This window comes from Streptomyces sp. SCL15-4 (assembly GCF_033366695.1).
GTDB lineage: Bacteria > Actinomycetota > Actinomycetes > Streptomycetales > Streptomycetaceae > Streptomyces.
On the sequence record NZ_JAOBTQ010000001.1, the window covers coordinates 1742739 to 1764448 of the forward strand.

Annotated in this window: 18 protein-coding genes; 10 read left to right on the forward strand and 8 right to left on the reverse strand. The window is 72.6% G+C overall.

The features are described 5' to 3' along the window. The 3 genes from frc to SCK26_RS07300 all read left to right on the forward strand — a co-directional run bounded on the left by frc (position 1) and on the right by SCK26_RS07300 (position 4978). Positions 1-1233, forward strand: coding sequence for a formyl-CoA transferase (gene frc, locus SCK26_RS07290; protein WP_318200434.1), 1233 nt, complete (start codon positions 1-3; stop codon positions 1231-1233). A gap of 1 nt (position 1234) precedes the next feature. Then, on the forward strand, positions 1235-3382 hold the full coding sequence (locus SCK26_RS07295; protein WP_318200435.1) for an acetate--CoA ligase family protein: 2148 nt from the start codon (positions 1235-1237) through the stop codon (positions 3380-3382). A 186-nt stretch (positions 3383-3568) separates the two neighbouring features. After that, positions 3569-4978 carry an OFA family MFS transporter gene (locus SCK26_RS07300; RefSeq protein WP_318200436.1) on the forward strand — a complete coding sequence of 470 codons (1410 nt, stop codon included), beginning with the start codon at positions 3569-3571 and terminating at the stop codon, positions 4976-4978. Positions 4979-5051: 73 nt separating this feature from the next. Here the strand turns inward: SCK26_RS07300 and SCK26_RS07305 are convergent, their stop codons facing one another. Continuing rightward, complete coding sequence (locus tag SCK26_RS07305) at positions 5052-5729, reverse strand: GntR family transcriptional regulator (RefSeq protein ID WP_318200437.1); 678 nt, start codon at positions 5727-5729, stop codon at positions 5052-5054. A 152-nt stretch (positions 5730-5881) separates the two neighbouring features. Further along, on the reverse strand, positions 5882-6829 hold the full coding sequence (locus SCK26_RS07310) for a beta-ketoacyl-ACP synthase III (protein WP_318200438.1): 948 nt from the start codon (positions 6827-6829) through the stop codon (positions 5882-5884). Positions 6830-7033: 204 nt separating this feature from the next. On the opposite strand from SCK26_RS07310, the gene fdhD reads away from it, so the two are divergent. Further along, the gene (gene fdhD / locus SCK26_RS07315; RefSeq protein WP_318200439.1) at positions 7034-7882 is read left to right on the forward strand and encodes a formate dehydrogenase accessory sulfurtransferase FdhD; all 849 of its coding nucleotides are present in this window, start codon (positions 7034-7036) and stop codon (positions 7880-7882) included. A 22-nt stretch (positions 7883-7904) separates the two neighbouring features. Here the strand turns inward: fdhD and SCK26_RS07320 are convergent, their stop codons facing one another. Further along, positions 7905-8342, reverse strand: a complete 438-nt coding sequence (locus SCK26_RS07320) for a MarR family winged helix-turn-helix transcriptional regulator (protein ID WP_318200440.1) — start codon at positions 8340-8342, stop codon at positions 7905-7907. Between the two features lie 145 nt (positions 8343-8487). Here SCK26_RS07320 and SCK26_RS07325 point away from each other — a divergent pair, with 145 nt between their 5' ends. Together SCK26_RS07325 and SCK26_RS07330 are read left to right on the forward strand one after the other, a co-directional pair. Beyond that, positions 8488-9405 carry a quinone oxidoreductase family protein gene (locus tag SCK26_RS07325; RefSeq protein WP_318200441.1) on the forward strand — a complete coding sequence of 306 codons (918 nt, stop codon included), beginning with the start codon at positions 8488-8490 and terminating at the stop codon, positions 9403-9405. 111 nt (positions 9406-9516) lie between these two features. Further along, positions 9517-11394, forward strand: a complete 1878-nt coding sequence (locus SCK26_RS07330) for a sialidase family protein (RefSeq protein WP_318200442.1) — start codon at positions 9517-9519, stop codon at positions 11392-11394. On the opposite strand, the gene SCK26_RS07335 is transcribed toward SCK26_RS07330, so the two are convergent. After that, positions 11344-12408 carry a bile acid:sodium symporter family protein gene (locus SCK26_RS07335; RefSeq protein WP_318200443.1) on the reverse strand — a complete coding sequence of 355 codons (1065 nt, stop codon included), beginning with the start codon at positions 12406-12408 and terminating at the stop codon, positions 11344-11346. The two genes, SCK26_RS07330 and SCK26_RS07335, sit on opposite strands and share 51 nt — an antisense overlap. A gap of 192 nt (positions 12409-12600) precedes the next feature. Between SCK26_RS07335 and SCK26_RS07340 the strand changes: the two genes are divergently transcribed. The 3 genes from SCK26_RS07340 (at position 12601) to SCK26_RS07350 (ending at position 16524) form a co-directional block, all read left to right on the forward strand. After that, positions 12601-13470, forward strand: a complete 870-nt coding sequence (locus tag SCK26_RS07340; RefSeq protein WP_318200444.1) for a LysR substrate-binding domain-containing protein — start codon at positions 12601-12603, stop codon at positions 13468-13470. Positions 13471-13734: 264 nt separating this feature from the next. Continuing rightward, complete coding sequence (locus tag SCK26_RS07345; protein ID WP_318200445.1) at positions 13735-15561, forward strand: AMP-dependent synthetase/ligase; 1827 nt, start codon at positions 13735-13737, stop codon at positions 15559-15561. 126 nt (positions 15562-15687) lie between these two features. Beyond that, on the forward strand, positions 15688-16524 hold the full coding sequence (locus SCK26_RS07350; RefSeq protein WP_318200446.1) for an aldo/keto reductase: 837 nt from the start codon (positions 15688-15690) through the stop codon (positions 16522-16524). A gap of 25 nt (positions 16525-16549) precedes the next feature. Here SCK26_RS07350 and SCK26_RS07355 read toward each other — a convergent pair whose 3' ends face one another. Beyond that, positions 16550-17161, reverse strand: coding sequence for a hypothetical protein (locus SCK26_RS07355; RefSeq protein ID WP_318200447.1), 612 nt, complete (start codon positions 17159-17161; stop codon positions 16550-16552). Between the two features lie 203 nt (positions 17162-17364). On the opposite strand from SCK26_RS07355, the gene SCK26_RS07360 reads away from it, so the two are divergent. Beyond that, positions 17365-18060 (forward strand): glycoside hydrolase family 75 protein, encoded by a 696-nt coding sequence (locus SCK26_RS07360; protein WP_318200448.1) that lies wholly within the window; start codon positions 17365-17367, stop codon positions 18058-18060. Between the two features lie 13 nt (positions 18061-18073). Here the strand turns inward: SCK26_RS07360 and SCK26_RS07365 are convergent, their stop codons facing one another. The 3 genes from SCK26_RS07365 to SCK26_RS07375 form a co-directional block, all read right to left on the reverse strand. Then, the gene (locus tag SCK26_RS07365) at positions 18074-18781 is read right to left on the reverse strand and encodes an SDR family oxidoreductase (protein WP_318200449.1); all 708 of its coding nucleotides are present in this window, start codon (positions 18779-18781) and stop codon (positions 18074-18076) included. Between the two features lie 73 nt (positions 18782-18854). Beyond that, complete coding sequence (locus tag SCK26_RS07370) at positions 18855-19772, reverse strand: class I SAM-dependent methyltransferase (RefSeq protein ID WP_318200450.1); 918 nt, start codon at positions 19770-19772, stop codon at positions 18855-18857. A 144-nt stretch (positions 19773-19916) separates the two neighbouring features. After that, entirely contained in the window at positions 19917-21662 is a 1746-nt protein-coding gene (locus SCK26_RS07375) for a glycoside hydrolase family 6 protein (protein WP_318200451.1), read from the reverse strand. Positions 21663-21710: the final 48 nt, after the last annotated feature.

Here is a 21710-nt window from a genome sequence, read left to right on the forward strand (position 1 = left end):
ATGACCACCAAGGCACTCGAAGGCATCCGCGTCCTCGACATGACGCATGTCCAGTCCGGGCCGTCCGCCACCCAGCTGCTCGCCTGGCTCGGCGCGGACGTCGTCAAGCTGGAGGCGCCGGCCGGCGACATCACCCGCGGGCAGCTGCGGGACCTGCCGGACGTCGACTCGCTGTACTTCACGATGCTCAACTGCAACAAGCGCAGCATCACGCTGAACACCAAGACCGAGCGCGGCAAGGAGATCCTCACCGAGCTGATCCGGCGCTCGGACGTCATGGTCGAGAACTTCGGGCCGGGCGCGGTCGACCGGATGGGTTTCACCTGGGAACGCGTCCAGGAGATCAATCCGCGGATCGTCTACGCCTCCATCAAGGGGTTCGGGGACGGCCCATACACCCGGTTCAAGGCGTACGAGGTCGTCGCGCAGGCCATGGGCGGGGCGATGGCGACCACCGGTTTCGAGGACGGGCCGCCACTGGCGACGGGGGCCCAGATCGGGGACTCGGGCACGGGGGTGCACGCCGTGGCGGGAATCCTCGCGGCCCTGTTCCAGCGCGAGCGCACCGGGCGCGGGCAGCGGGTCGACGTGGCCATGCAGCACGCCGTGCTCAACCTGTGCCGGGTGAAGCTGCGCGACCAGCAGCGGCTGGCCCACGGGCCGCTCGCCGAATACCCCAACGAGGACTTCGGCGAGGAGGTCCCCCGCTCGGGGAACGCCTCCGGCGGCGGTCAGCCGGGCTGGGCGGTCAGGTGCGCGCCGGGCGGCCCGAACGACTACGTGTACGTCATCGTCCAGCCCGTCGGCTGGCGGCCGATCACCAAACTCATCGGCCGGCCGGAGCTGGCCGACGACCCCGAGTGGGCCACGCCCGAGGCCCGGCTGCCGAAGCTGAACAAGATGTTCCAGCTGATCGAGGAGTGGTCGGCCACGCTGCCCAAGTGGGAGGTGCTGGAGCGGCTGACCGCGCACGGCATCCCGTGCGGCCCGATCCTGTCCACCAAGGAGATCATCGAGGACGCCTCGCTGGCCGCCGACGGCATGGTGGTCCGCGTCCCGCACCCCGAGCGCGGCGAGTTCGTCACCGTCGGCAGCCCCATCAAGCTCTCCGACTCACCCGTGGAGGTGACGGCCTCGCCCCTGCTCGGCGAGCACAACGAGGAGGTCTACGGCGCCGAACTGGGCCTCGCCGAGGACGCGTTGCGCCTGCTGAAGTCGGACGGGGTGATCTGACGTGGGGACCGAGGACCGGGTGGCGCGGGTGCGGGCGCTGCTGGAGTCGGTGCGGGCCGAGGGCCGTACCGCGCTGACCGCGCCCGAGGGCAAGGTGGTCGCCGACGCGTACGGGATCGCCGTACCGGGCGAGGAACTGGCCGGGGACGTGGACGAGGCGGTGGCCGCGGCGGCGCGGCTGGGCGGGCCGGTGGTGCTGAAGATCGTCTCGCCGGACATCCTGCACAAGACCGAGGCCGGCGGGGTCGTCGTGGGAGTGGAGGGCGCGGCGGAGGTGCGGGCGGCGTTCCACCGGATCGTCGCGGGCGCGCGCGCCTACGACGCCGGGGCCCGGATCGAGGGCGTGCAGGTGCAGGAGCTGCTGCCGGCCGGACAGGAGGTCATCGTCGGCGCGGTCACCGACCCCGCGTTCGGGAAGGTGGTGGCGTTCGGGCTGGGCGGGGTGCTGGTGGAGGTGCTGAAGGACGTGACGTTCCGCCTCGCGCCGGTGCGTACGGACGAGGCGCTGTCGATGCTGGACTCCATCCGGGCCGCGGAGATCCTGCGCGGGGTCCGCGGGCGGGCCGGGGTGGACCGGCGGGCGGTGGCCGAGCAGATCCGGCGGGTGTCCGAACTGGTCGCGGACTTCCCCGAGATCGCGGAGGTGGACCTCAATCCGGTGATCGCGACGGCCCATGGCGCGGTCGCCGCCGACATCCGGGTGATCCTCGCCGAGCGGCGGCAGCCGGCGCGCAGGACGTACACCCGCGAGGAGATCCTCGCCTCGATGCGCCGGCTGATGCGGCCGCGTGCGGTCGCCGTGATCGGCGCCTCCGGCGAGCCGGGCAAGATCGGCAATTCGGTGATGCGCAACCTGGTCGACGGCGGCTTCGCCGGTGACATCCACCCGGTCAACCCCCGGGCCGACGACATCCTGGGCCGCAAGGCGTACCGCAGCGTCACCGACGTGCCGGGCGAGGTGGACGTGGCCGTCTTCGCCATCCCGGCCCGGCGGGTGGCGGCGGCCCTGGAGGAGGCGGGACGCAAGGGCGTCGCCAACGCGGTCCTCATCCCGTCCGGGTTCGCGGAGACCGGCGAGCACCGGCTCCAGGAGGAACTGGTGGAGATCGCCGAGCGGTACGGCGTCCGCCTGCTCGGCCCGAACATCTACGGCTACTACTCCACCTGGCAGGACCTGTGCGCCACGTTCTGCACGCCGTACGACGTCAAGGGCCCGGTGGCGCTGACCTCGCAGTCGGGTGGCATCGGGATGGCCGTCCTCGGCTTCGCGCGAACCACGAGGACGGGCGTGTCGGCGATCGTCGGCCTCGGCAACAAGGCGGACCTGGACGAGGACGACCTGCTGACCTGGTTCGGCGAGGACCCGCACACCGAGTGCGTCGCCATGCATCTGGAGGACCTCAAGGACGGGCGGGCGTTCGTGGCGGCGGCCCGCGAGGTCGTGCCGAAGAAGCCGGTGGTGGTGCTGAAGGCGGGCCGTACGGCGGCGGGCGCGAAGGCGGCCGGCTCGCACACCGGGGCGCTGGCGGGCGACGACGCGGTCTACGACGACATCCTCCGGCAGGCCGGGGTGATCCGGGCGCCGGGCCTGGACGACCTGCTGGAGTACGCGCGCGCGTTGCCGGTCCTGCCCGCCCCGAAAGGCGACAACGTCGTCATCATCACCGGCGCCGGCGGCAGCGGGGTGCTGCTGTCGGACGCGGTGACGGACAACGGGCTGTCGCTGATGGAGATCCCGCCCGACCTGGACGAGGCGTTCCGCCGGTTCATCCCGCCGTTCGGCGCGGCCGGCAACCCGGTGGACATCACCGGTGGCGAGCCGCCGTCGACGTACGAGGCGACGATCCGGCTGGGCCTCGCGGACCCCCGCGTGCACGCCCTGGTGCTCGGCTACTGGCACACCATCGTCACTCCGCCGATGGTGTTCGCCGAGCTGACCGCGCGCGTGGTGGCCGAGTTCCGCGAACGCGGCGTGGAGAAGCCGGTGGTGGCGTCCCTCGCCGGTGACGTGGAGGTCGAGGAGGCCTGCCGGTACCTGTTCGAGCGCGGGGTCGTGGCGTACCCGTACACGACCGAGAAGCCGGTGGCCGTGCTCGGCGCCAAGTACCGGTGGGCGCGGGCGGCCGGCCTGCTGCGGGACGGTTCATGAGATGACCTCGGGCTCGGTCCCGAGAAGACCCGCCCGCCTCCCGCCTCTCCCGAACGGCCTCTCCCGTACGGCCTCCGCCGACACGGCCTCTTCCGCACGGCGCCGGGCGCCGGCCCGTGCCCGGCGCACCGCCCGTCCCCCAACCCCCCGACCCCCCACCCCCCATCGGCGAGGAGCTGGCCCCACATGACGTCAGATCCCATGAAGACCCGGAAGACTCCGGCCGGACCGGAGGCGCCGTACCACGCCTACCGCGAGGTGACCGACGCCCGCGGCCGGGTCTACCGCGTCGGCGAGACGGACCGGGACATCCTCGGTCACTCGCGCAAGCTCATGGTGTACCTGCCCTGGATCTCCATGATGGCCATCAGCGTCTCGGAGTACGCCTACGGCTCCGCGGAGGACACCTTGTCCTCCGCCCACGCCTGGACGCAGAGCGACACGTTCTGGATCCTGAGCGTCTGGATCTTCTTCCAGGCGGGCATCGCGTTCCCGGCGGGCTGGCTGCGCGAGCGGGGCCTGCTCACGGCGCGCCGGGCCATGTACATCGGCGCCGTGATGTGTCTGCTCGGCTTCCTGGCCCTGTCCCACTTCCACGACGTCCTGCCGGCCATCCTCGGCTTCGGTGTCGTGGGCGGTGTCGGCTCCGGGCTGATCTACGCCACCTGCATCAACATGGTCGGCAAGTGGTTCCCGGAGCGGCGCGGGGCGAAGACCGGATTCGTCAACGGAGGCTTCGCCTACGGCTCACTGCCGTTCATCTTCATCTTCAACTACGCGTTCAACACCGGGGATTACGAGCGGGTGCTCGACCTGATCGGCGGTTACGTCCTGGTGGTGGTCGCGGTCTGCGCGTTCTTCTTCCAGGACCCGCCGAAGAACTGGTGGCCGGCCGACGTGGAGCCGCCGGCCCGCTCCGGGAGCGGCGCCGGTGCCGCGAGCCTGGCGAAGAACCCGCCGGCGGTACGCCAGTTCACGCCCGGCGAGGCCGTCCGGACCGGAATGCTGCCGCTGATGTGGGTCCTGATCGTGATGACGGCGGGAGTGTCGATCTTCGGGATCTCCTTCCAGGTCGACTTCGCCAAGGAGGTCGGCTTCGGTCCTCTGGTCGCCGCCTCCTCGATGGGCGTCATGGCCGTCGTCAACGGCGTCGGCCGCGCGGTGGTCGGCTGGCTGTCGGACCTGTGGGGCCGCAGGACGACGCTGGTGTTCGTCATCGTGGTGCTCGGGCTCGCGCAGTTCGGTGTCATCTGGGCCGGCGAGTCGCGCAACCAGTGGCTGTTCCTGTTCTTCGCCTTCCTCTCCGGCTTCGGCGGCGGCGCGTTCTACCCGCTGTTCGCGGCGCTGACCCCGGACTACTTCGGCGAGAACTACAACGCCACCAACTACGGCCTGGTGTACAGCGGCAAGCTGGTCAGCGGCCTGTTCGGCGGCGGCCTCGGCTCGATGGTGGTCGGCGCGTGGGGCTACGACGGGGCCTACGCGCTGGCCGGCGGTGTCTCGATGGCCGCGGCGGCGCTCGCCCTGCTGCTGCGGCAGCCGGGCCGGGACCGCGCGGACCGGGTGGCGGCACCGAGGCCGCGCCCCGCCGCCTGACGCCCGGCTCACCGCCTTCTCCCGGGCGTTCACCCGTCCACGGCCGGACGGGTGAACGCCCGGCGGGTGTCGCTCAGGCGGTCTCGCGCTCGTGGTACGACCGCCGTGTGTGCTCGGTGTGCGCGCGCATCAGCTGCGTGGCGCGCTGTTCGTCCCGGGCCTCGACGGCCGCGATCAGCTCCCGGTGCTCGACCCACGACTGACGGCCGCGCTGCCGGGCCACCGGCGTGTAGTACCAGCGGACCCGCCGGTCCACCTGGGCGGCGAGCCCGGCGAGGACGGTGTTGCCGGCCAGCTCCATCACCTTGCTGTGGAAGGCGGCGTTGAGGGCGACCGCGCGGTCCACGTCCTCGGCCGCCACCGCCTGCTCGCCCTCCGCGCACAGCTCTTCGAGGACGGCGATGCCGGCGCTGTCCGCGTGCGCGGCGGCCAGCCGGGCCGCCTCCGCCTCCAGCAGGGTGCGGACGGTGAGCAGCTGGTCGGCCTCCTCCTCGGTCGGCTCGTGCACGAACGCGCCCTGGGCGGGCCGCAGATCGACCCAGCCCTCGGTGTTCAGGCGTTGCAGCGCCTCGCGCACGGGCTGCCGGGAGACGCCGAGGTGTCCGGCGAGTTCGCTCTCCACCAGGTGCTGGCCGGGGCGCAGGGCGCGGGTGGTGATGAGTTCGAGCAGCGCCTCGTACACGCGCTCGCGCAGCGGGCCGGGCCTCTCCAGCCTCGGCACCGACCCTTGCGGCAGTCCGGTCGACAACATCGCGGTCCTCCTGGCGGGTCCGGCGCGTGGGCATGGACGCTCAGTATCGATTGTCTTTCGTCTACAGTCTACGGTGCACAGGATCCCGTACGGCCGGTGCGGGCGGCGGGGACGGCGGGGCACGCGGGAGCCGTACGCACGACGGCCGACCCTCAGGGGCAGCGCACGACCTGCCCGGCGTACGACAGGTTGCCGCCGAACCCGAACAGCAGCACCGGGTCGCCGCTGCGCAGGGCGCCCTGTTCGAGCAGCTTGGAGAAGGCGAGCGGGATGCTGGCGGCCGAGGTGTTGCCGGACTCGGTGACATCGCGGGCGACCACGGCGTTCACGGCGCCGAGCTTGCGGGCCAGCGGCTCGATGATCCGCAGATTGGCCTGGTGCAGCACGACCCCGGCGAGGTCCTCGGGCGCCGTCCCGGCCTTCTCGCAGGCCTGGCGGGCGATGGCCGGCAGCCGGGTGGTGGCCCAGCGGTAGACGCTCTGTCCCTCCTGCGCGAACCGGGGCGGAGTGCCCTCGATGCGCACGGCGTTCCCCATCTCCGGCACCGATCCCCACAGCACCGGCCCGATGCCGGGCTCGGTCCCCGGCGGGCACGCGGTCAGCACGGCGGCCCCGGCCCCGTCGCCGACCAGGACGCAGGTGCTGCGGTCGGTCCAGTCGGTGACGTCGGACATCTTGTCGGCGCCGATGACCAGGGCGCGGGTGGCGGCACCGGCCCGCAGGGTGTGGTCGGCGGTGGCGAGCGCGTGGGTGAAGCCCGCGCAGACCACGTTGACGTCCAGCGCGGCGGGCCCCGGGATGCCGAGCCGGGCGGCGACCCGGGCAGCGGTGTTCGGGGAGCGGTCCACGGCGGTGGAGGTGGCGACGAGCACCAGGTCGATGTCGCCCGGGGTCAGGCCGGCCGCGGCGAGGGCCTTGGCGGCGGCGTGCGCCGCCAGTTCGTCCACGGGCTCGTCGGGGCCGGCGATGCGCCGGGTCCGGATGCCCACCCGGCTGCGGATCCACTCGTCGCTGGTGTCGACCATGGCCGCCAGGTCGTCGTTGGTGAGCACCCGGGCGGGCTGGTAGTGGCCGATGGCGACGATGCGCGAGCCGTTCATGCGGGAATCCCCTCGTTGCCGTGGGTGGCGGGATCCACCAGTGTGGCCAGTGACCGGCGGGTACGGCGGCAGGTGAGGCCACAGGAAACCGGCGTCGGGATTGTCGGCTCCGGTCAGACTGTCGGACGTCCATATAAAACGGCCCACCGCACGGCCCGCACCCCGCCCGGTCCTCCACGCCCCGTGTACCGGACAATGAGACACATGGGACGAGTCACGGAACGACGCAAGGTCCTGCGCATCCGGGACGGGGCGGTCTCCACCCGGCCGGACACGCTCGTCGCGGAGGAACCCCTGGAGATCCGGCTGAACGGCAAGCCGCTCGCGATCACCATGCGGACCCCGGGCGACGACTTCGCGCTGGCGGCCGGCTTCCTGGTGAGCGAGGGCGTCCTGGCCACGGCGGCGGACCTGCGGAACATCGTCTACTGCGCGGGCGCCACGGCGGACGGCTCGAACACCTACAACGTGGTCGACGTGCGCACCGCTCCCGGTGTCGTCCTCCCGGACTTCACCCTGGAGCGCAACGTCTACACCACCTCCTCGTGCGGCCTGTGCGGCAAGGCCAGCCTGGACGCCGTACGGACGACCGCGCGCTGGCCCATCGCCGACACTCCCCCGCTGCGGGTCGCTCCCGAGCTGCTGGCGGACCTGCCCGGCCGGCTGCGGGCGGCCCAGCGGGTGTTCGACCGGACCGGGGGTCTGCACGCGGCGGCCCTGTTCGACGAGGACGGGGAGCTGCTGGACACCCGCGAGGACGTGGGCCGGCACAACGCGGTCGACAAGCTGGTGGGACGGGCGCTGCGGAACGACGCGCTGCCGCTGTCCCGGACGATCCTCATGGTCTCCGGGCGGGCCTCCTTCGAACTGGCGCAGAAGGCGGTCATGGCGGGCATCCCGGTGCTGGCGGCCGTCTCGGCGCCGTCGTCGCTGGCGGTGGACCTGGCCGCGGAGACCGGCCTGACCCTGGTGGGCTTCCTGCGCGGCACCTCGATGAACGTGTACGCGGGCGAGCACCGGATCGCCCTGCGCGAACCGGCCGCCCGCGGCTGACGGGGGCGGCGGGGCGGCGCCGTCAGTCCTGCGTGCCCGAGATCCGGGCCAGCATCCCCATGAACCGCTCCCGTTCGGCGGCCGACAAGGGGGCCAGCAGTTCGTCGTTGGCCTCGCGCGCGGCCTTCTCGCAGCGCCCGAGGAGCCGGGCGCCGTCGCCGGTGAGGGAGACGGCGTTCTTGCGCCGGTCGCGGGGGTCGGGTGCGCGCTCGACCAGGCCCCGGGACTGGAGGTCGTTCAGGATGCCGACCACGTCCTTGGGGTCCAGGCGCACACTGCGGCCGAGGTCGGCCTGGGCGACCGGAGCGAGGTCGCGGACGGCGGAGAGCACGACGTGGTGCCACATCTTCAGCCCTTCGGCCGCCAGGGCCTCGGCGACCAGGGCGCGGCCCCGGGCGGCGGCCCGCCCCAGGAGCCAGCTCGGCAGGGAACGGATCGCGGGCAGGGGTGCTTCGGCCATGACGGCAGCCTAACCGAAGAATCATTGGGCTTCCCAATGAACCGAACCTCCTCTACCGTTGGGACTCCCAACGAATTCATGGGTGTTCCCCACGACCGGCCCCACGGCCGACGGGGCCGGTGTGCCCGGCCCGAGGAGGTGTGCGATGCGTCGCGTCCGGTACGAGTCCGCCGGCGGCCCCCTGGTCCTCCAGGAGGCGCCCGTCCCCGAGCCCGGCCCCGGCGAGCTGCTGGTGCGCTGCGCCGCCGTCGGCGTCACCCTGCCGATGGTCCGCAAGGTGGCCGAGGCCGCCGGGCCGGTGCCGCTGGGCGGGGAGGTCGCGGGCGAGGTGGTGGCGGCCGGCCCCGGCACGGCCCGCTTCCGGGCCGGCGACCGGGTGACCGGGCTGTGCTTCGGCCACGGGTACGCCGACTTCGCCGTGGTCCACGAGGCCATGGCCTCGCCGGTGCCGGACGACGCCGGCTTCGTCACCGCGGTCGCGCTGGTGCGCAGCGGCCTGGTGGCGTACGGCGCGCTGGAGGCGGCACGGTTCGCGCCGGGCGAGTCGGTCCTCGTCACGGCGGCGGCGAGCGGCGTCGGCCACCTCGCGGTGCAGCTGGCCCGGGCCCGGGGCGCGGCCCGGGTGGTCGGGGCCGTCTCCGGAGCCGGGAAGGCCGGCTTCGTCCGCTCCCTCGGCGCGGACGACTGCGTCCGGTACGACGACGACGGCTGGGGCGAGCCCGTCGACTGCGTCCTGGACGCCGTCGGCGGCGAGCTGCTCGGCCCGGCCCTGGCCGCGCTCGCCCCGCACGGCCGCCTGGTCGCCTACAGCTCGGGCGGCGGCACGATCCGGGCGTACGACCTGCTGGTGGGCGCCAAGTCGGTGACCGGCTTCCAGATGGCGCTGCTCGCCCGTGAGCGGCCGAAGGTGTACGAGCGGTGGCGGCGGGAGCTGTGGCGGCTGCACGCCGAGGGCGTCCTGAGGCCGGCCGTGCACGCGGAGTTCGGCCTGGAAGAGGCGGAGGCCGCGCACCGGGTGATCACCGGCCGGGCCAACCTCGGCAAAGTCGTGCTGTGCCCGTGAGTGCACGCTCCTTGTGAGCCGCGCACCCCCGAACTACCTTCGGGAGCACGCACGTTGGACGTGGGATGTCCGGATGTCCGCTTGTCCGGCCGACGAAGGGCAGGTCGCACCGTGCCGTCACACCTCCGCGCCCGTCCCGGTTCCGTACTCGCCACCGCCGCCCTCGCCGCCGCCGGACTGCTCCTGGCGTTCCTGCCCGCTCCACCGGCCCACGCCCAACCGGCCTCTGCGACACCGGACTTCGAGCAGCAGGTGCTGTTCAAGGCCGCCCAGGACCCCGGTTACGCCTGCTTCCGCATCCCGGCGATCGTACGGACCACCGACGGCACGCTGCTGGCCTTCGCCGAGGGCCGGGTCCTCAACTGCGGGGACGCCGCCGACATCGACATCGTGCTCAAGCGCTCCACCGACGGCGGGCGCACCTGGGGCCCGCTGCGGGTCGTCACCGAGGGCGCCGGCGACACCCACGGCAACCCCGCGCCGGTCGTGGACCGCGACACCGGCCGGATCTGGCTCGCGCAGACGTACAACACCGGCCGTACCGACAGCGCCGGTTGCCGGGTCCCGTGCGACCGCACCCCGCACCTCCAGTACAGCGACGACGACGGCGAGACCTGGTCCGCGCCGCGCGATCTGAGCCCCGAGATCCTGCCCGCCGACTGGAACTCCTGGTACGCCACCGGCCCCGTGCACGGCATCCAGCTGACCCGCGGCCGGTACGCGGGCCGTCTGGTCTTCGGCGTCAACACCGAGACGTGGGACGGGACCAGGGTCACCGCCAACCACGCGGCGCTGATCGTCAGCGACGACCACGGCGGGCACTGGCGGATCGGCGCCACCGACACCTGGCCCGTCGCCGCCGACGGCACCTTCCGGCAGAAGCCCTCCGAACTCACCCTCGCCGAGCGCGCGGACGGCTCGGTCCTGGTCAGCGGGCGGGAGCAGGACGGCACCGACCTCGGCCACCGCACCCAGGCGGTCGGCCGCGACGGCGGCACCGCCTTCACCGGGCCCTTCCGCGGCCTGCCCGACCTGTACACCCCGCAGGTGCAGGGCTCGCTGCTGCGCCTCGGCGACCGGCTGCTGCTCGCCTGCCCCGGCGACCCCGACCGGCGCCGCACCATGATGATCCGCTCCTCCTGGGACGGCGGGCGGACCTGGGACGGCACGGACCGCGGCACGGTCGTCACCACGGACTGGTCCGGCTACTCGGATCTGGTCCGCATCGGCTCCGCCGGGATCGGCCTGCTGTACGAGGGCGGGGCGGTGGACGCCCGCGACGAGATCCGCTTCGCCCGCTTCACCGAGGACCGGCTCGCCCCGCGCCGCGGCCCCGGCCCGGTCACCCCCGACCTCGCCCGGCACGCCCGCCCGGCGGCGGTGCTCGGCGGCCCGGAGGACACCGACGGCGTGTCCGGCGGCGCGCTGGCCTTCGACGGGACCGACGACGCGGTCCGGCTGCCGTACCGCGCCGCTCTCCCCCTCGGAACGCGGGACTTCACGGTGTCGCTGTGGTTCCGGTACACGGCGACGGCCGGGGAGCAGCCGCTGCTGTGGATGGGCGGGACCGGCACCGGCCAGCCGCAGGTGTGGCTGCGCGGGGAACCGGCGAGCGACCGGGTGCAGGCGCTGATCACGGTACGGAACGGGGCCGCCGCGCCGCAGTCCGCGTCCGTGCGCACCCAGGCCGCCTACAACGACGGCCGGTGGCACCACGCCGTGCTCCGCCGGGGCGGCGGGCTGCTGTCGCTGGCGGTCGACGGCACGGCCGTCACCACGGCGGACAAGCCGGGCTCGGTCAGCCGTAACTCGCCTTTCGGCGTGCACCTCGGTCAGCGCGTGGACGGCCGCGCCTTCCTCACCGGCGCGCTGGACGAGGTGCGGGTCTGGGACCGGGCGCTCGCCGACGAGGAGCTGACGGACCCGGACGTGCTGCGGTCAGCGCAGGACACGGTTCTGTGGCTGCCCCTGGACCGGGTCCGCGGCTGATCCCCGCGGCGCGTCCGCCGGCTCCGCGGACGCGTCCTCGGCCGCCTCCGGGTCGTGGGACCGGCGCTTGGCGATGACCGCGCACACCATCAGCTGCATCTGGTGGAAGAGCATCAGCGGCAGCACGGCCAGGGAGGCGTGGCTGCCGAACAGGACGCTCGCCATCGGCAGCCCGGAGGCGAGGGACTTCTTCGACCCGGCGAACTGCACGGCGATCCGGTCCGCCCGGCCGAAGCCGAGCGCCTTGGCGCCGTACCAGGTCAGGGCCAGCATGACCGCCAGCAGGACGGCCTCCACGCCGAGCAGGGCGGCCAGCCGCACGGGACTGACCTGGTGCCAGATGCCCTGGTTCATGCCCTCGCTGAACGCGGTGTAGACGACCAGCAGGATGGAGCCGCGGTCGACCAGGCCGAGGACCTTCTTGTGCCGGGTGACGAACTCCCCGATCCAGCGCCGCAGCACCTGACCGGCGACGAACGGCACCAGCAGCTGGAGCACGATCCTCAGCAGCGAGTCCGTGGAGAACCCGACCGCGTCGCCGCCGAGCAGCCCCGCCGCGAGCAGCGGGGTCAGGACGATGCCGGCGAGGGAGGAGAAGGACCCGGCGCAGATCGCCGCGGGCACGTTGCCGCGGGCGATGGAGGTGAACGCGATGGACGACTGGATGGTGGACGGCACCAGCGTCAGGAACAGCAGGCCCTGGTAGAGCGGCTGGGTCAGCAGCACCGGCACCAGGCCCCGGGCGGCCAGCCCGAACACCGGGAAGACGACGAAGGTGCAGATCAGCACGGTGAGGTGGAGCCGCCAGTGGCGCAGTCCGTCCAGCGCCTCCCGGGTGGACAGCCGGGCGCCGTAGAGGAAGAAGAGGAAGGCGATGGCGGCCGTGGAGGCGCCGGAGGCCACGTCGGCGGCGGTGCCCCGGGCCGGGAGGAGGGCGGCGAGCCCCACCGTCCCGAGCAGCAGCACGATGTACGGGTCGATCGGCAGCCAACTGGGCCGGCGCAGGCGTGTCACGGTGCTCCGTCTGTTCTGTGTCCGGTTGCTGTTCTGGGTCGGGTCGCTCTGTGTCGTTCGGGTCGCTCTGTGTCGTACGGTCCCGGGCCCGCAGGGCCCCTCTCCATCGTCCTCCTGCCACCGTCGATCGGGAATCCGGTATACCGCTCTGACTGCCATCGCGTTTCGTGATGACCGCGCTAGGCTCCGAGGGTGTACGAGCCGACGCACCTGCGCACCTTCCTGGCGGTCGCCCAGACGCTGAGCTTCACCCAGGCCGCCCGGCGGCTGGGCCTGCGCCAGTCCACGGTCAGCCAGCACGTGCGACGGCTGGAGGAGGCGGCCGGCCGGCAGCTGTTCTCCCGGGACACCCACTCGGTGGAGCTGACCGAGGACGGCGAGGCGATGCTCGGGTTCGCCCGCCGCATCCTGGAGGTGCACGAGCAGGCGACGGCGTTCTTCTCCGGCACGCGGGTGCGGGGCCGGCTGCGCTTCGGCGCCTCGGAGGACTTCGTGCTGACCCGGCTGCCGGAGATCCTGGAGGGCTTCCGCTACGACCATCCGGAGGTCGACCTGGAGCTGACCGTGGAGCTGTCCGGCACCCTGTACGAACGGCTGGCGGCCGGGAAGCTCGACCTGGTGCTGGCCAAGCGGCGCCCGGAGGACCCGCGCGGTGAGCTGGTATGGCGGGACGACCTGGTGTGGATCGGCGCCGAGCGGCTGCGGCTGGAGGCGGACCGGCCCGTTCCGCTGATCGTCTATCCGCCGCCGGGCATCACCCGGGCCCGGGCCCTTGAGGTACTGGAGCGGCAGGGCCGTCCCTGGCGGATCGTGTGCACGAGCGGCAGCCTCAACGGGCTGATCGCGGCGGCCCGGGCCGGACTCGGGGTGATGGCGCACTCGCGGCGGCTGATCCCGCCGGGCCTGTTCCGGCTGCCGGACCGGGCGGCCCTGCCCGAGCTGGGCAAGGTCGACTTCGTGCTGGTCCACGGCCGCCGCCGGGGCCCGGCCGAGGACGCCGCGAACGCGCTGGCGGCGGCGGTCCTGGCGGGCGGCGAACACCTGCGCCGCAGCGCCGGCTGACCGGCACGGCCGCCCGGAACGGCGGTCCCCGTAATCGGCGCGTACAGATTCGGTGGAGATTACGGTACCGAAACTTACGGACCCGTCGGTAACGTGTCCGGCCCTTCCCCATGTGCGGGCATTTCCCCGGGGTCGTCCGGGCGGAACGCGAGGTTTGCCCGGCTTCCGTACCCCTCCCGCGCACCGATCGTGTGAGGTAGCTTTCACCGCGCTGCCGCGGTGCGTGGACCGACGACGCCGAGGCGCGAGAGACGGGGAGCGAGGTTGCGCGAGTTCACCAACCCTGCGCTGGTGTCGCCGCCGCCCGCGGGCGGTCTGGCCGACATCGTCTTCGAGCACGCCCTGACCGATCCGCTGCGCATAGCGCTCGGCCGCAAGGACGCCGCCGGGCACTGGCGGGACGTGACCGCCGCCGAGTTCCGCGACGAGGTCATGGCCCTCGCCAAGGGCCTGCTGGCCGAGGGCATCCGCTTCGGCGACCGCGTGGCGATCATGTCCCGCACCCGCTACGAGTGGACCCTCTTCGACTTCGCGCTGTGGACCGTCGGCGCCCAGGTGGTGCCCGTCTACCCCACCTCCTCGGCCGAACAGTGTCTCTGGATGCTCCACGACGCCGAGGTGACCGCGGCGGTCGTGGAGCACGAGGACCACGCGATGACCGTCGCCACCGTCATCGACCGGCTGCCGCGGCTGCGCCGGCTGTGGCAGCTGGACGCCGGCTGCGTGCAGGAGCTGTACGACGCGGGGGCGCACCTGGACGACGAGGTGGTGCACCGGCACCGGCAGGCGGTCACCCCGGACTCGGTCGCCACCGTCATCTACACCTCCGGCACCACCGGCCGGCCCAAGGGCTGCCTGCTGTCCCACGGCAACTTCATGTGCGAGGCGGACACCGTGCTGCGCGGGTGGGAGCCGGTGTTCCACTCCAGGAAGGGCGACGAGGCGTCCACACTGCTCTTCCTGCCGCTGGCGCACGTCTTCGGCCGGATGGTCCAGGTCGCCGCGATCCGCGGCCGGGTCCGCTTCGGGCACCAGCCGCAGTTGCACGCCGCCGCCCTGCTGCCCGACCTGGCGGCGTTCCGGCCCACGTTCGTCCTCGCGGTGCCGTACATCTTCGAGAAGGTGTTCAACGCGGCCCGCCGCAAGGCCGAGCGCGAGGGCAGGGCGGGGCCGTTCGAGAAGGCCGTCGACATCGCCGTGAGGTACGCCGAGGCGGTGGAGGCCAAGGCGTGGGGCACCGGGCCGGGCCCGTCGGCGGGGCTGCGGATGCAGCACCAGCTGTTCGACAAGCTGGTGTATTCCAAGGTCCGCGCCGCGATGGGCGGCCGCATCCGCAACGCGATGTCCGGCGGCTCGGCGATGGACCGCCGGCTGGGCCTGTTCTTCGCGGGCGCGGGCGTGCAGATCTACGAGGGCTACGGCCTGACCGAGTCCACGGCCGCCGCGACCGCCAACCCGCCCGGGCGCACCCGCTACGGCACCGTGGGCCCGCCGATCCCGGGCGTGACCGTGCACATCGCCGACGACGGGGAGATCTGGCTGCGCGGCGGCACCGTCTTCCAGGGCTACCTCAACAACCAGAAGGCCACCGACGAGACCCTGCACGACGGCTGGCTGGCCACCGGCGACCTCGGCGCGCTGGACGGGGACGGCTATCTGACGATCACCGGCCGCAAGAAGGAGATCCTGGTGACCTCCGGCGGCAAGAGCGTCTCCCCGGCCGTGCTGGAGGAGCGGGTCCGCGAGCATCCGCTGGTCAGCCAGTGCATCGTGGTCGGCAACGACCGCCCCTACATCGCCGCCCTGGTCACCCTGGACCAGGAGGCGGTCGAGCACTGGCTCCAGATGCGCTGCAAGCCGGGGATGACCTCGGCCGAGCTGGTGCGCGACCCGGATCTGGAGGCGGAGGTGCGGCGGGCGGTGGTGGCCGCCAACACGCTCGTCTCGCAGGCGGAGTCGATCCGCACCTTCCGCATCCTGGCCCAGCCGTTCACCGAGGAACACGGGCTGCTGACACCGTCGTTGAAGCTCAAGCGCAAGGCGATCGAGAAGGCGTACGAGAACGAGGTGGAGGCTCTCTACCGCGCCTGACGCCTCGCCCCGGGCACCTCGGCGGGCCTTCGGCAGGGGTGGATCGCGCGGTCAGGAATGCGGAACGGCCCGTGATCGTTGACCATGGGAGAGACACATGCCGACAAGCGAAGGACCAAGAGGCTCGTGAGCAGCAACGTCCCCCCGATCATCCTCAACAACGGCGTCGAGATGCCCCAGCTGGGATACGGCGTCTGGCAGGTGCCGGACGACGAGGCCGAGCGAGCCGTCGCCACGGCGCTGGAGGCGGGTTACCGCAGCATCGACACCGCCGCGATCTACGGCAACGAAGAGGGCACCGGCAAGGCCATCACCGGCTCGGGCCTGCCGCGCGAGGAGATCTTCGTCACCACCAAGCTCTGGAACAGCGACCAGGGCTACGACGCCACGCTGCGCGCCTTCGACACGTCGCTGGCGAAGCTGGGGCTCGACTACGTCGACCTGTACCTGATCCACTGGCCGCTGCCGTCCCGGGACACGTACGTCGACACCTACAAGGCGTTCGAGAAGCTGTACTCCGACGGCCGGGTGCGTGCCATCGGCGTCTCCAACTTCCTGCCCGAGCACCTGCGGCGGCTGGCCGAGGAGACCTCGGTCGTCCCGGCGGTCAACCAGATCGAGCTGCACCCGCACCTCCAGCAGCGCGAGTCCCGCGCCGTCCACGCGGAGCAGGGCATCGCCACCGAGGCCTGGTCGCCGCTCGGCCAGGGCAAGGGCCTGCTGGAGGTGCCGGCGATCGTGGCCATCGCGCGCAAGCACGACCGCACCCCGGCCCAGGTCGTGCTGCGCTGGCACCTCCAGCTCGGCAACATCGTGATCCCGAAGTCCGTGACGCCGTCGCGGATCAAGGAGAACATCGCGGTGTTCGACTTCAGCCTGGACGACGAGGACCTCGCGGCGATCAGCGCGCTCAACGAGGACCGGCGCATCGGCCCCGACCCCGCCGCCTTCGACCTGGCCTGACCACCGGCCCGGCGCGACGCGCGGCTCAGTCGAGGCGCACGTCGGCGTACACGACCTCGAACTCCTCCAGGCCGACCACGTCGACGCGCGCCTCGGCCGACGCCTCGTGGCGCACGGCCGCCAGGGCCGCGCGCGAGGCGGCCAGCGCGGCGCGGTCGCGGAACACCGTGCCGGCCACGGCCCGGCCGTGTTCGCGGTCGAGCAGCAGGGAGATCCGGCACAGGCCCGGCAACGACTCGGCCCGCGGCACCACCGTGGCCCGGAAGGCGTCGACGACCGGGTCCGCGTCGCGCGGGTCGAACTCCAGCCGGGCGGCGCGCAGTCGGCTGCCCGGCCTGGGGTGCTCGGTCCGGTGGGAGACCGCGGCCTCGTAGCGGGCGACCGAGACCGTGCCGGCGAAGGGCTCCAGCAGCGCCTCGCGCCGTTCGCGCATCACCTCGTCGCTGTGGTGCCGCGCCTGCTCGGTCTCCCACCAGCTCACCGTGAGGAGTTTGCCGACGTCGCGGTCGACGAAGATTCCCGCGCCCCGGTATCCCGGGCGTTCCTCCAGCAGGTCCCGCCCCTCGCTGTTCAGCGTCCGGACGGCCGTGTCCAGCAGTGCCGGATCACCGGTCGCGTACACCGCGCGTACGAACATGGGACTCGCCTCCGGAAACGGCGACCGCGGATCGAGTCGAACCTCTGGGACGTATCCGACCCCACCAGTCTCTCCAGCTACCCGGATCACCGCAATGCGCCCGCGTTTCATCCGTTCGCGACCCGGGGGTTGACGAGGGCATGCCGCCGGGGCACGGTGGAACGCATCCGGTAAGGAAACTTTCCTAACAGAAGGGTCCCACCGTGCGCCTCCGAACCCTCACCCTCGCCGCCGCCTCCGGCACCGCCCTGCTCGCCGCCGGCCTGCTGCCCGCCCACGCCTCCGCCGCCGCCTCCCCGAGGTCCGCGCAGGAGGGCACGGTCAGCGCCGCCGACCTGCTCGCCAAGGTGACCTCCTGTTCGCAGATCTCCAACGGCAAGTACCGGACCGACGAGGAGACCTCGGCCACGGTCCCCGTGTGCGGCAAGAACGGCGCGGTGTTCTGGAAGGCCGACATGGACATCGACTGCGACGGCCAGCGCACCACCAACTGCAACGAGGACCGCGACCCCTGGTTCCAGGACGACACCGCCTTCCACCAGTCCGACGGCAAGCCGCTGAAGGCGGAGACGCTGCCGTACGTCGTGGTGCCCAGCGCCAGCTCCGTCTGGGACTACTCGGGCGCCGGCATCAAGGGCGGCGGTGTGGTCGCCGTCATCTACAACAACAAGGTCGAGTACGCCGTCGTCGGCGACACCGGCCCCTCGAAGATCATCGGCGAGGCGTCGTACGCCACCGCCAAGGCGCTCGGCATCGACCCGGACCCGGAGACCGGCGGCGCGGACTCGGGGGTGACCTACATCCTGTTCAAGAACTCCAAGGTCTCCCCCATAGAGAGCCACAGCGCCGCGGTCTCCCTGGGAGACCAGCTGGCCAAGCAGTTCCTGGCCGCCAACTGAGGCCCGTCGTCCGTCAGGTGGGCTGGCCCACCGGGCGGACGACCACCGTGTTGACGTCTACCCCGGCCGGCTGCCGGATCGCCCAGAGAACCGAGTCGGCGATCTGATCGGCGGTCAGCAGGTGGCCCGGTGGCAGGCTGCCGTAGCCGTCCCAGAAGGGCGTCTCCACCCGGCCGGGGGCCACCAGGGTGACCCCTACACCGAACTCCGTGACCTGCCGCCGGGTGTTCTCGGCGAGTCCCGTCACCGCCCACTTGGTGGCGCCGTAGAGGTTGCCCGGGCCGTGCACGAACCCGGCGACGCTGCCCACGAGGACGATCCGGCCCCGGGTCTCCTTCAGCGCGCCGACCGAGGCCCGGATGAGCAGGGCCGGACCGAGCACATTGGTGAGGACCATCTCCCTCCAGCCGGACGGGTCGCCGTCCGCGACGGTGTCGTGGGTGGCGAAGCCGGCGTTGGCGACGACCGTGTCCAGCCGGCCGTACGCCTCGAGCGTGCGGTCGACCGCGTGCCGGACGTCGGCGAAGTCCGAGGCGTCGCCGGCCAGCGTCAGCAGCCCTCCGGGACGGCCGAGACTCTCGGCGAAGTCCCGCAGCCGGCGCTCGCCGCGCCCGGTGACGGTCACCCGGTGTCCCGCCGCCAGCAGTCGCCGCGCCACGGCGGCGCCGATCCCGCTGCCGCCGCCGGTGATGAGCGCGACCGGAGAGTCGTTCGTGGTCATGTGTGCGGCCCCCTGTGCGTCGATGAACGCCCGGAGTCCATCACTTGGAGAGCACTTCAGGTCAAGTGCCGGATCAGCCCCGGCGGACGGCGGTGTGCACGGTGTACGCGCCGAGCACGAACACGTCCGGCCGCACGTGCACGCTGGACGGGTCGGACGGGTCGAGGAGCCGGTCGAGGGTGGCGCGGTCGTCGGCATCCAGCGCCTCGCCGACTCCCTCGCGCAGCCGGGACAGGTGCGCGGCGACATAGGCGCGGGCCCGGTCGTCGACCGGGGCGGGCAGGTCGAGCAGGAAGGTGCGGGTGCCGGTGTGCGCCAGGCCGGCCGCGGTCAGCAGGGCGGGCCAGTCCTCGGTCTCGGCGACGGAGCCCGGCAGCTCGGCCCGCATCCGGGTGAACCACTCCTCCTCCAGCGCGTCGAGCCGGGCCTGGAGGCCGGGGCGGCCGATGCCGGGGTCGCGCGGCAGGAAGCGGGAGGGCAGTCCGCCCTCCAGGAGGGCTAGGGTGCCGCCGGGGGCCAGGTGGCCGGCGAACGCGGCGAGCGCGGCCCGCTGGTCGCCGAGGTGGTGCAGGCTGCGGCTGGCCCACAGCAGGTCGGCCGGGCGGTCCAGCCGGCCGAGCGCCTCGGGCAGGTCGCCGGCGACGGTGTCGAAGCGGTCGGCGACGCCTTGCCGGGCGGCCCGGTCGCGGGCCCGCTCCAGCAGCGGCGCGGTGCCGTCGACGGCGACGACCCGGGCGCCGGGGAACGCCTCGGCGAACAGGCAGGAGACGACGCCGGGGCCGCTGCCCGCGTCCACGACGAGGCCCGGCTCGGCCACCTCCCGCGCGAGCCAGGCCATGGCCTGCCGGTAGACGGGAGCGAGCAGCTCCGCCTGCGATTCCAGCAGGGGCGCCAGTTCGTTCCAGTCGATGTCCGTGCCGTGCCCGTGTCCATGACCGTGGCCGTGCCCGGTGTCGTGCCGGTGCTGCTGCTCGTGGTGTACGTGTGCCATGGTGGTCAGCCTTTCGTCCGGTTGCCGTCAGGGTGCGACGGCGCACCGGCCGGAGGCCACTTCCGTTGCCGTTCCGGCAAACGCGTATGCCGGAACGGACCGCCGGGGCCCGGGGGTCGGGCGGGCCCCGGCGGAGTCACCGCGTCAGGACAGCGGCGGGTAGGCGTTCTGCATCAGCTGCTGGAACTGGGCGGAGAACCAGTGCCCGGCCAGCGGCGAGTTGGGCAGCGCGCCCGAGGGGTTGTTGCCGTTGCGCGCGTTGCCACCGTAGGTGGGGTCGCACATCTGGTCGAAGCCCTTGCCCTCGTCGTTGCTGATGGCGGAGCTGGCTCCGTCGGACTCCCCCGGCGGCTTGGCCCACACGTAGGCGTCTATCCCGGCGGCGGGAGCGGCGGTCGGCCGTTCGCCGAGTCCGGCACCGCTCTGGTTGCACCAGTTGCCGACGTGGATGCGCCGGTCGATGCGGCCGCCGTTGACGTAGTTGTCGACCGAGGTCAGCGGGCCGGGGCCGGAGGGCCGGGCGGTCCCGCCCCAGCCGTTGCGGGAGGTGTCGATCAGCATGCCGATACCGGAGTTGAACCCGGACGCCACCAGCTTGTCCCGCAGGCCCTGCGCGTACGACTGCTCGTCCACGTACTGGTTCCAGTCGACCCACTTCGACTGGCGGACGGTCTGGCCGTTCACGCTGTCGGAGACCTTGAAGTAGGGCTCCTTGGTCGGGCTGTAGTTGGCCGTGTTGACGATGAAGCCGGCCACGTCGCTCAGGCTGGCGCCGTTGGTCGTGGCGACCTTGTAGAACTCCTGGGCGGTCGGGCCGAGGTTGGTGTCCCAGCCGAGCCAGCCGTGGTGACCGGCGTCGATGTAGTTGTAGACGTTCGAGAGGTTGCCCAGCTTGTCCAGCGCGTAGCTGACGCCCTTCTCGTAGTTGCCGTTGGACTTCATGGTCACGCAGGCGTCGGTGGTGGTGTTGGTGCCGCCGGCGTTGGTGACCAGGTTGGGCAGCGAGTCCGGCTCGATGAGGGCGGAGATGCGCAGGCCCGCGTACTTGGCGTCGGACAGGATCGAGGCGATGGCGTCGATGTACTGCGTCTTGTACTTGTCGATGTCCGTCGGGCCGAGTTCGCCGTTGGAGGCGAGGGCGGCGCAGTCACGGCCGGGGAGGTCGTAGATGACCAGCTGGACGACCAGTTCGCCGGAGCCCTTCTGCTTCAGGGCCTCGTCCAGGTGGGCGCGCAGGCCCATGCCGCCGTTGACGCCGTTGATGGCCGCGATGCGGTCCAGCCAGACGAAGGTGGGCTGGTTGGAGACGCGGCTGCCGCCCGGTTCGGCGGCGGCCAGCTTCGACCACTCCGGGTTCACGTACACCTTGGAGCCGGCGTAGGGGTTGTCGACGCGCCCGGAGGTGCCGCCGCCGCCGTTGTCGCCCCCGCCGCCGTTGTCCCCGCCGCCACCGTTGTCGCCGCCCCCGCCGTTGTCGACGTTGCAGGTGACCCCGTCGAGCGTGAACGTGGCGGGCACCGCGTTGGTGCCGCTGTAGCTGCCCTGGAACCCGAAGCTGACCGTACCGCCGGTGGCCAGCGCGCCGTTGTAGCTCTCGTTGGCGGCGGTGACCGCGGTGCCGCTCTGGCTGAGCTTGGCGTTCCAGCCGCTGGTGACCTTCTGGTCACCGGCGTACGACCACTTCAGCGACCAACTCGACTTGGCCGGCGCGTTGTTGGTGACGGTCACCGCGGCGGTGAAGCCGGTGCTCCACTGGTTCTGCACCTTGTAGTCCACGGTGCAGGGGACGGCGGCGGCAGTGGCCGAGGCCGACTGCATGCCGATCGCCGTCCCGGAGGCCCCGGCGACCAGCGCCAGGGCGGCGAGCAGTGATGTTCTGGTACGACTCATGAGTGCGGGTGTCCTTCGGTGTGCTGTGGGTGTGTGGTGCCGTGTCGG

Bases quoted from the DNA above. Each gene is read 5' to 3' on its own strand.
- SCK26_RS07370 (WP_318200450.1), bottom strand. From the start codon at position 19,772: ATGGCACACGTACACCACGAGCAGCAGCACCGGCACGACACCGGGCAC.
- SCK26_RS07325 (WP_318200441.1), top strand. From the start codon at position 8,488: ATGCGTCGCGTCCGGTACGAGTCCGCCGGCGGCCCCCTGGTCCTCCAG.
- SCK26_RS07365 (WP_318200449.1), bottom strand. From the start codon at position 18,781: ATGACCACGAACGACTCTCCGGTCGCGCTCATCACCGGCGGCGGCAGC.
- SCK26_RS07320 (WP_318200440.1), bottom strand. From the start codon at position 8,342: ATGGCCGAAGCACCCCTGCCCGCGATCCGTTCCCTGCCGAGCTGGCTC.
- SCK26_RS07355 (WP_318200447.1), bottom strand. From the start codon at position 17,161: ATGTTCGTACGCGCGGTGTACGCGACCGGTGATCCGGCACTGCTGGAC.
- SCK26_RS07305 (WP_318200437.1), bottom strand. From the start codon at position 5,729: ATGTTGTCGACCGGACTGCCGCAAGGGTCGGTGCCGAGGCTGGAGAGG.
- SCK26_RS07310 (WP_318200438.1), bottom strand. From the start codon at position 6,829: ATGAACGGCTCGCGCATCGTCGCCATCGGCCACTACCAGCCCGCCCGG.
- fdhD (WP_318200439.1), top strand. From the start codon at position 7,034: ATGGGACGAGTCACGGAACGACGCAAGGTCCTGCGCATCCGGGACGGG.
- SCK26_RS07300 (WP_318200436.1), top strand. From the start codon at position 3,569: ATGACGTCAGATCCCATGAAGACCCGGAAGACTCCGGCCGGACCGGAG.
- frc (WP_318200434.1), top strand. From the start codon at position 1: ATGACCACCAAGGCACTCGAAGGCATCCGCGTCCTCGACATGACGCAT.
- SCK26_RS07375 (WP_318200451.1), bottom strand. From the start codon at position 21,662: ATGAGTCGTACCAGAACATCACTGCTCGCCGCCCTGGCGCTGGTCGCC.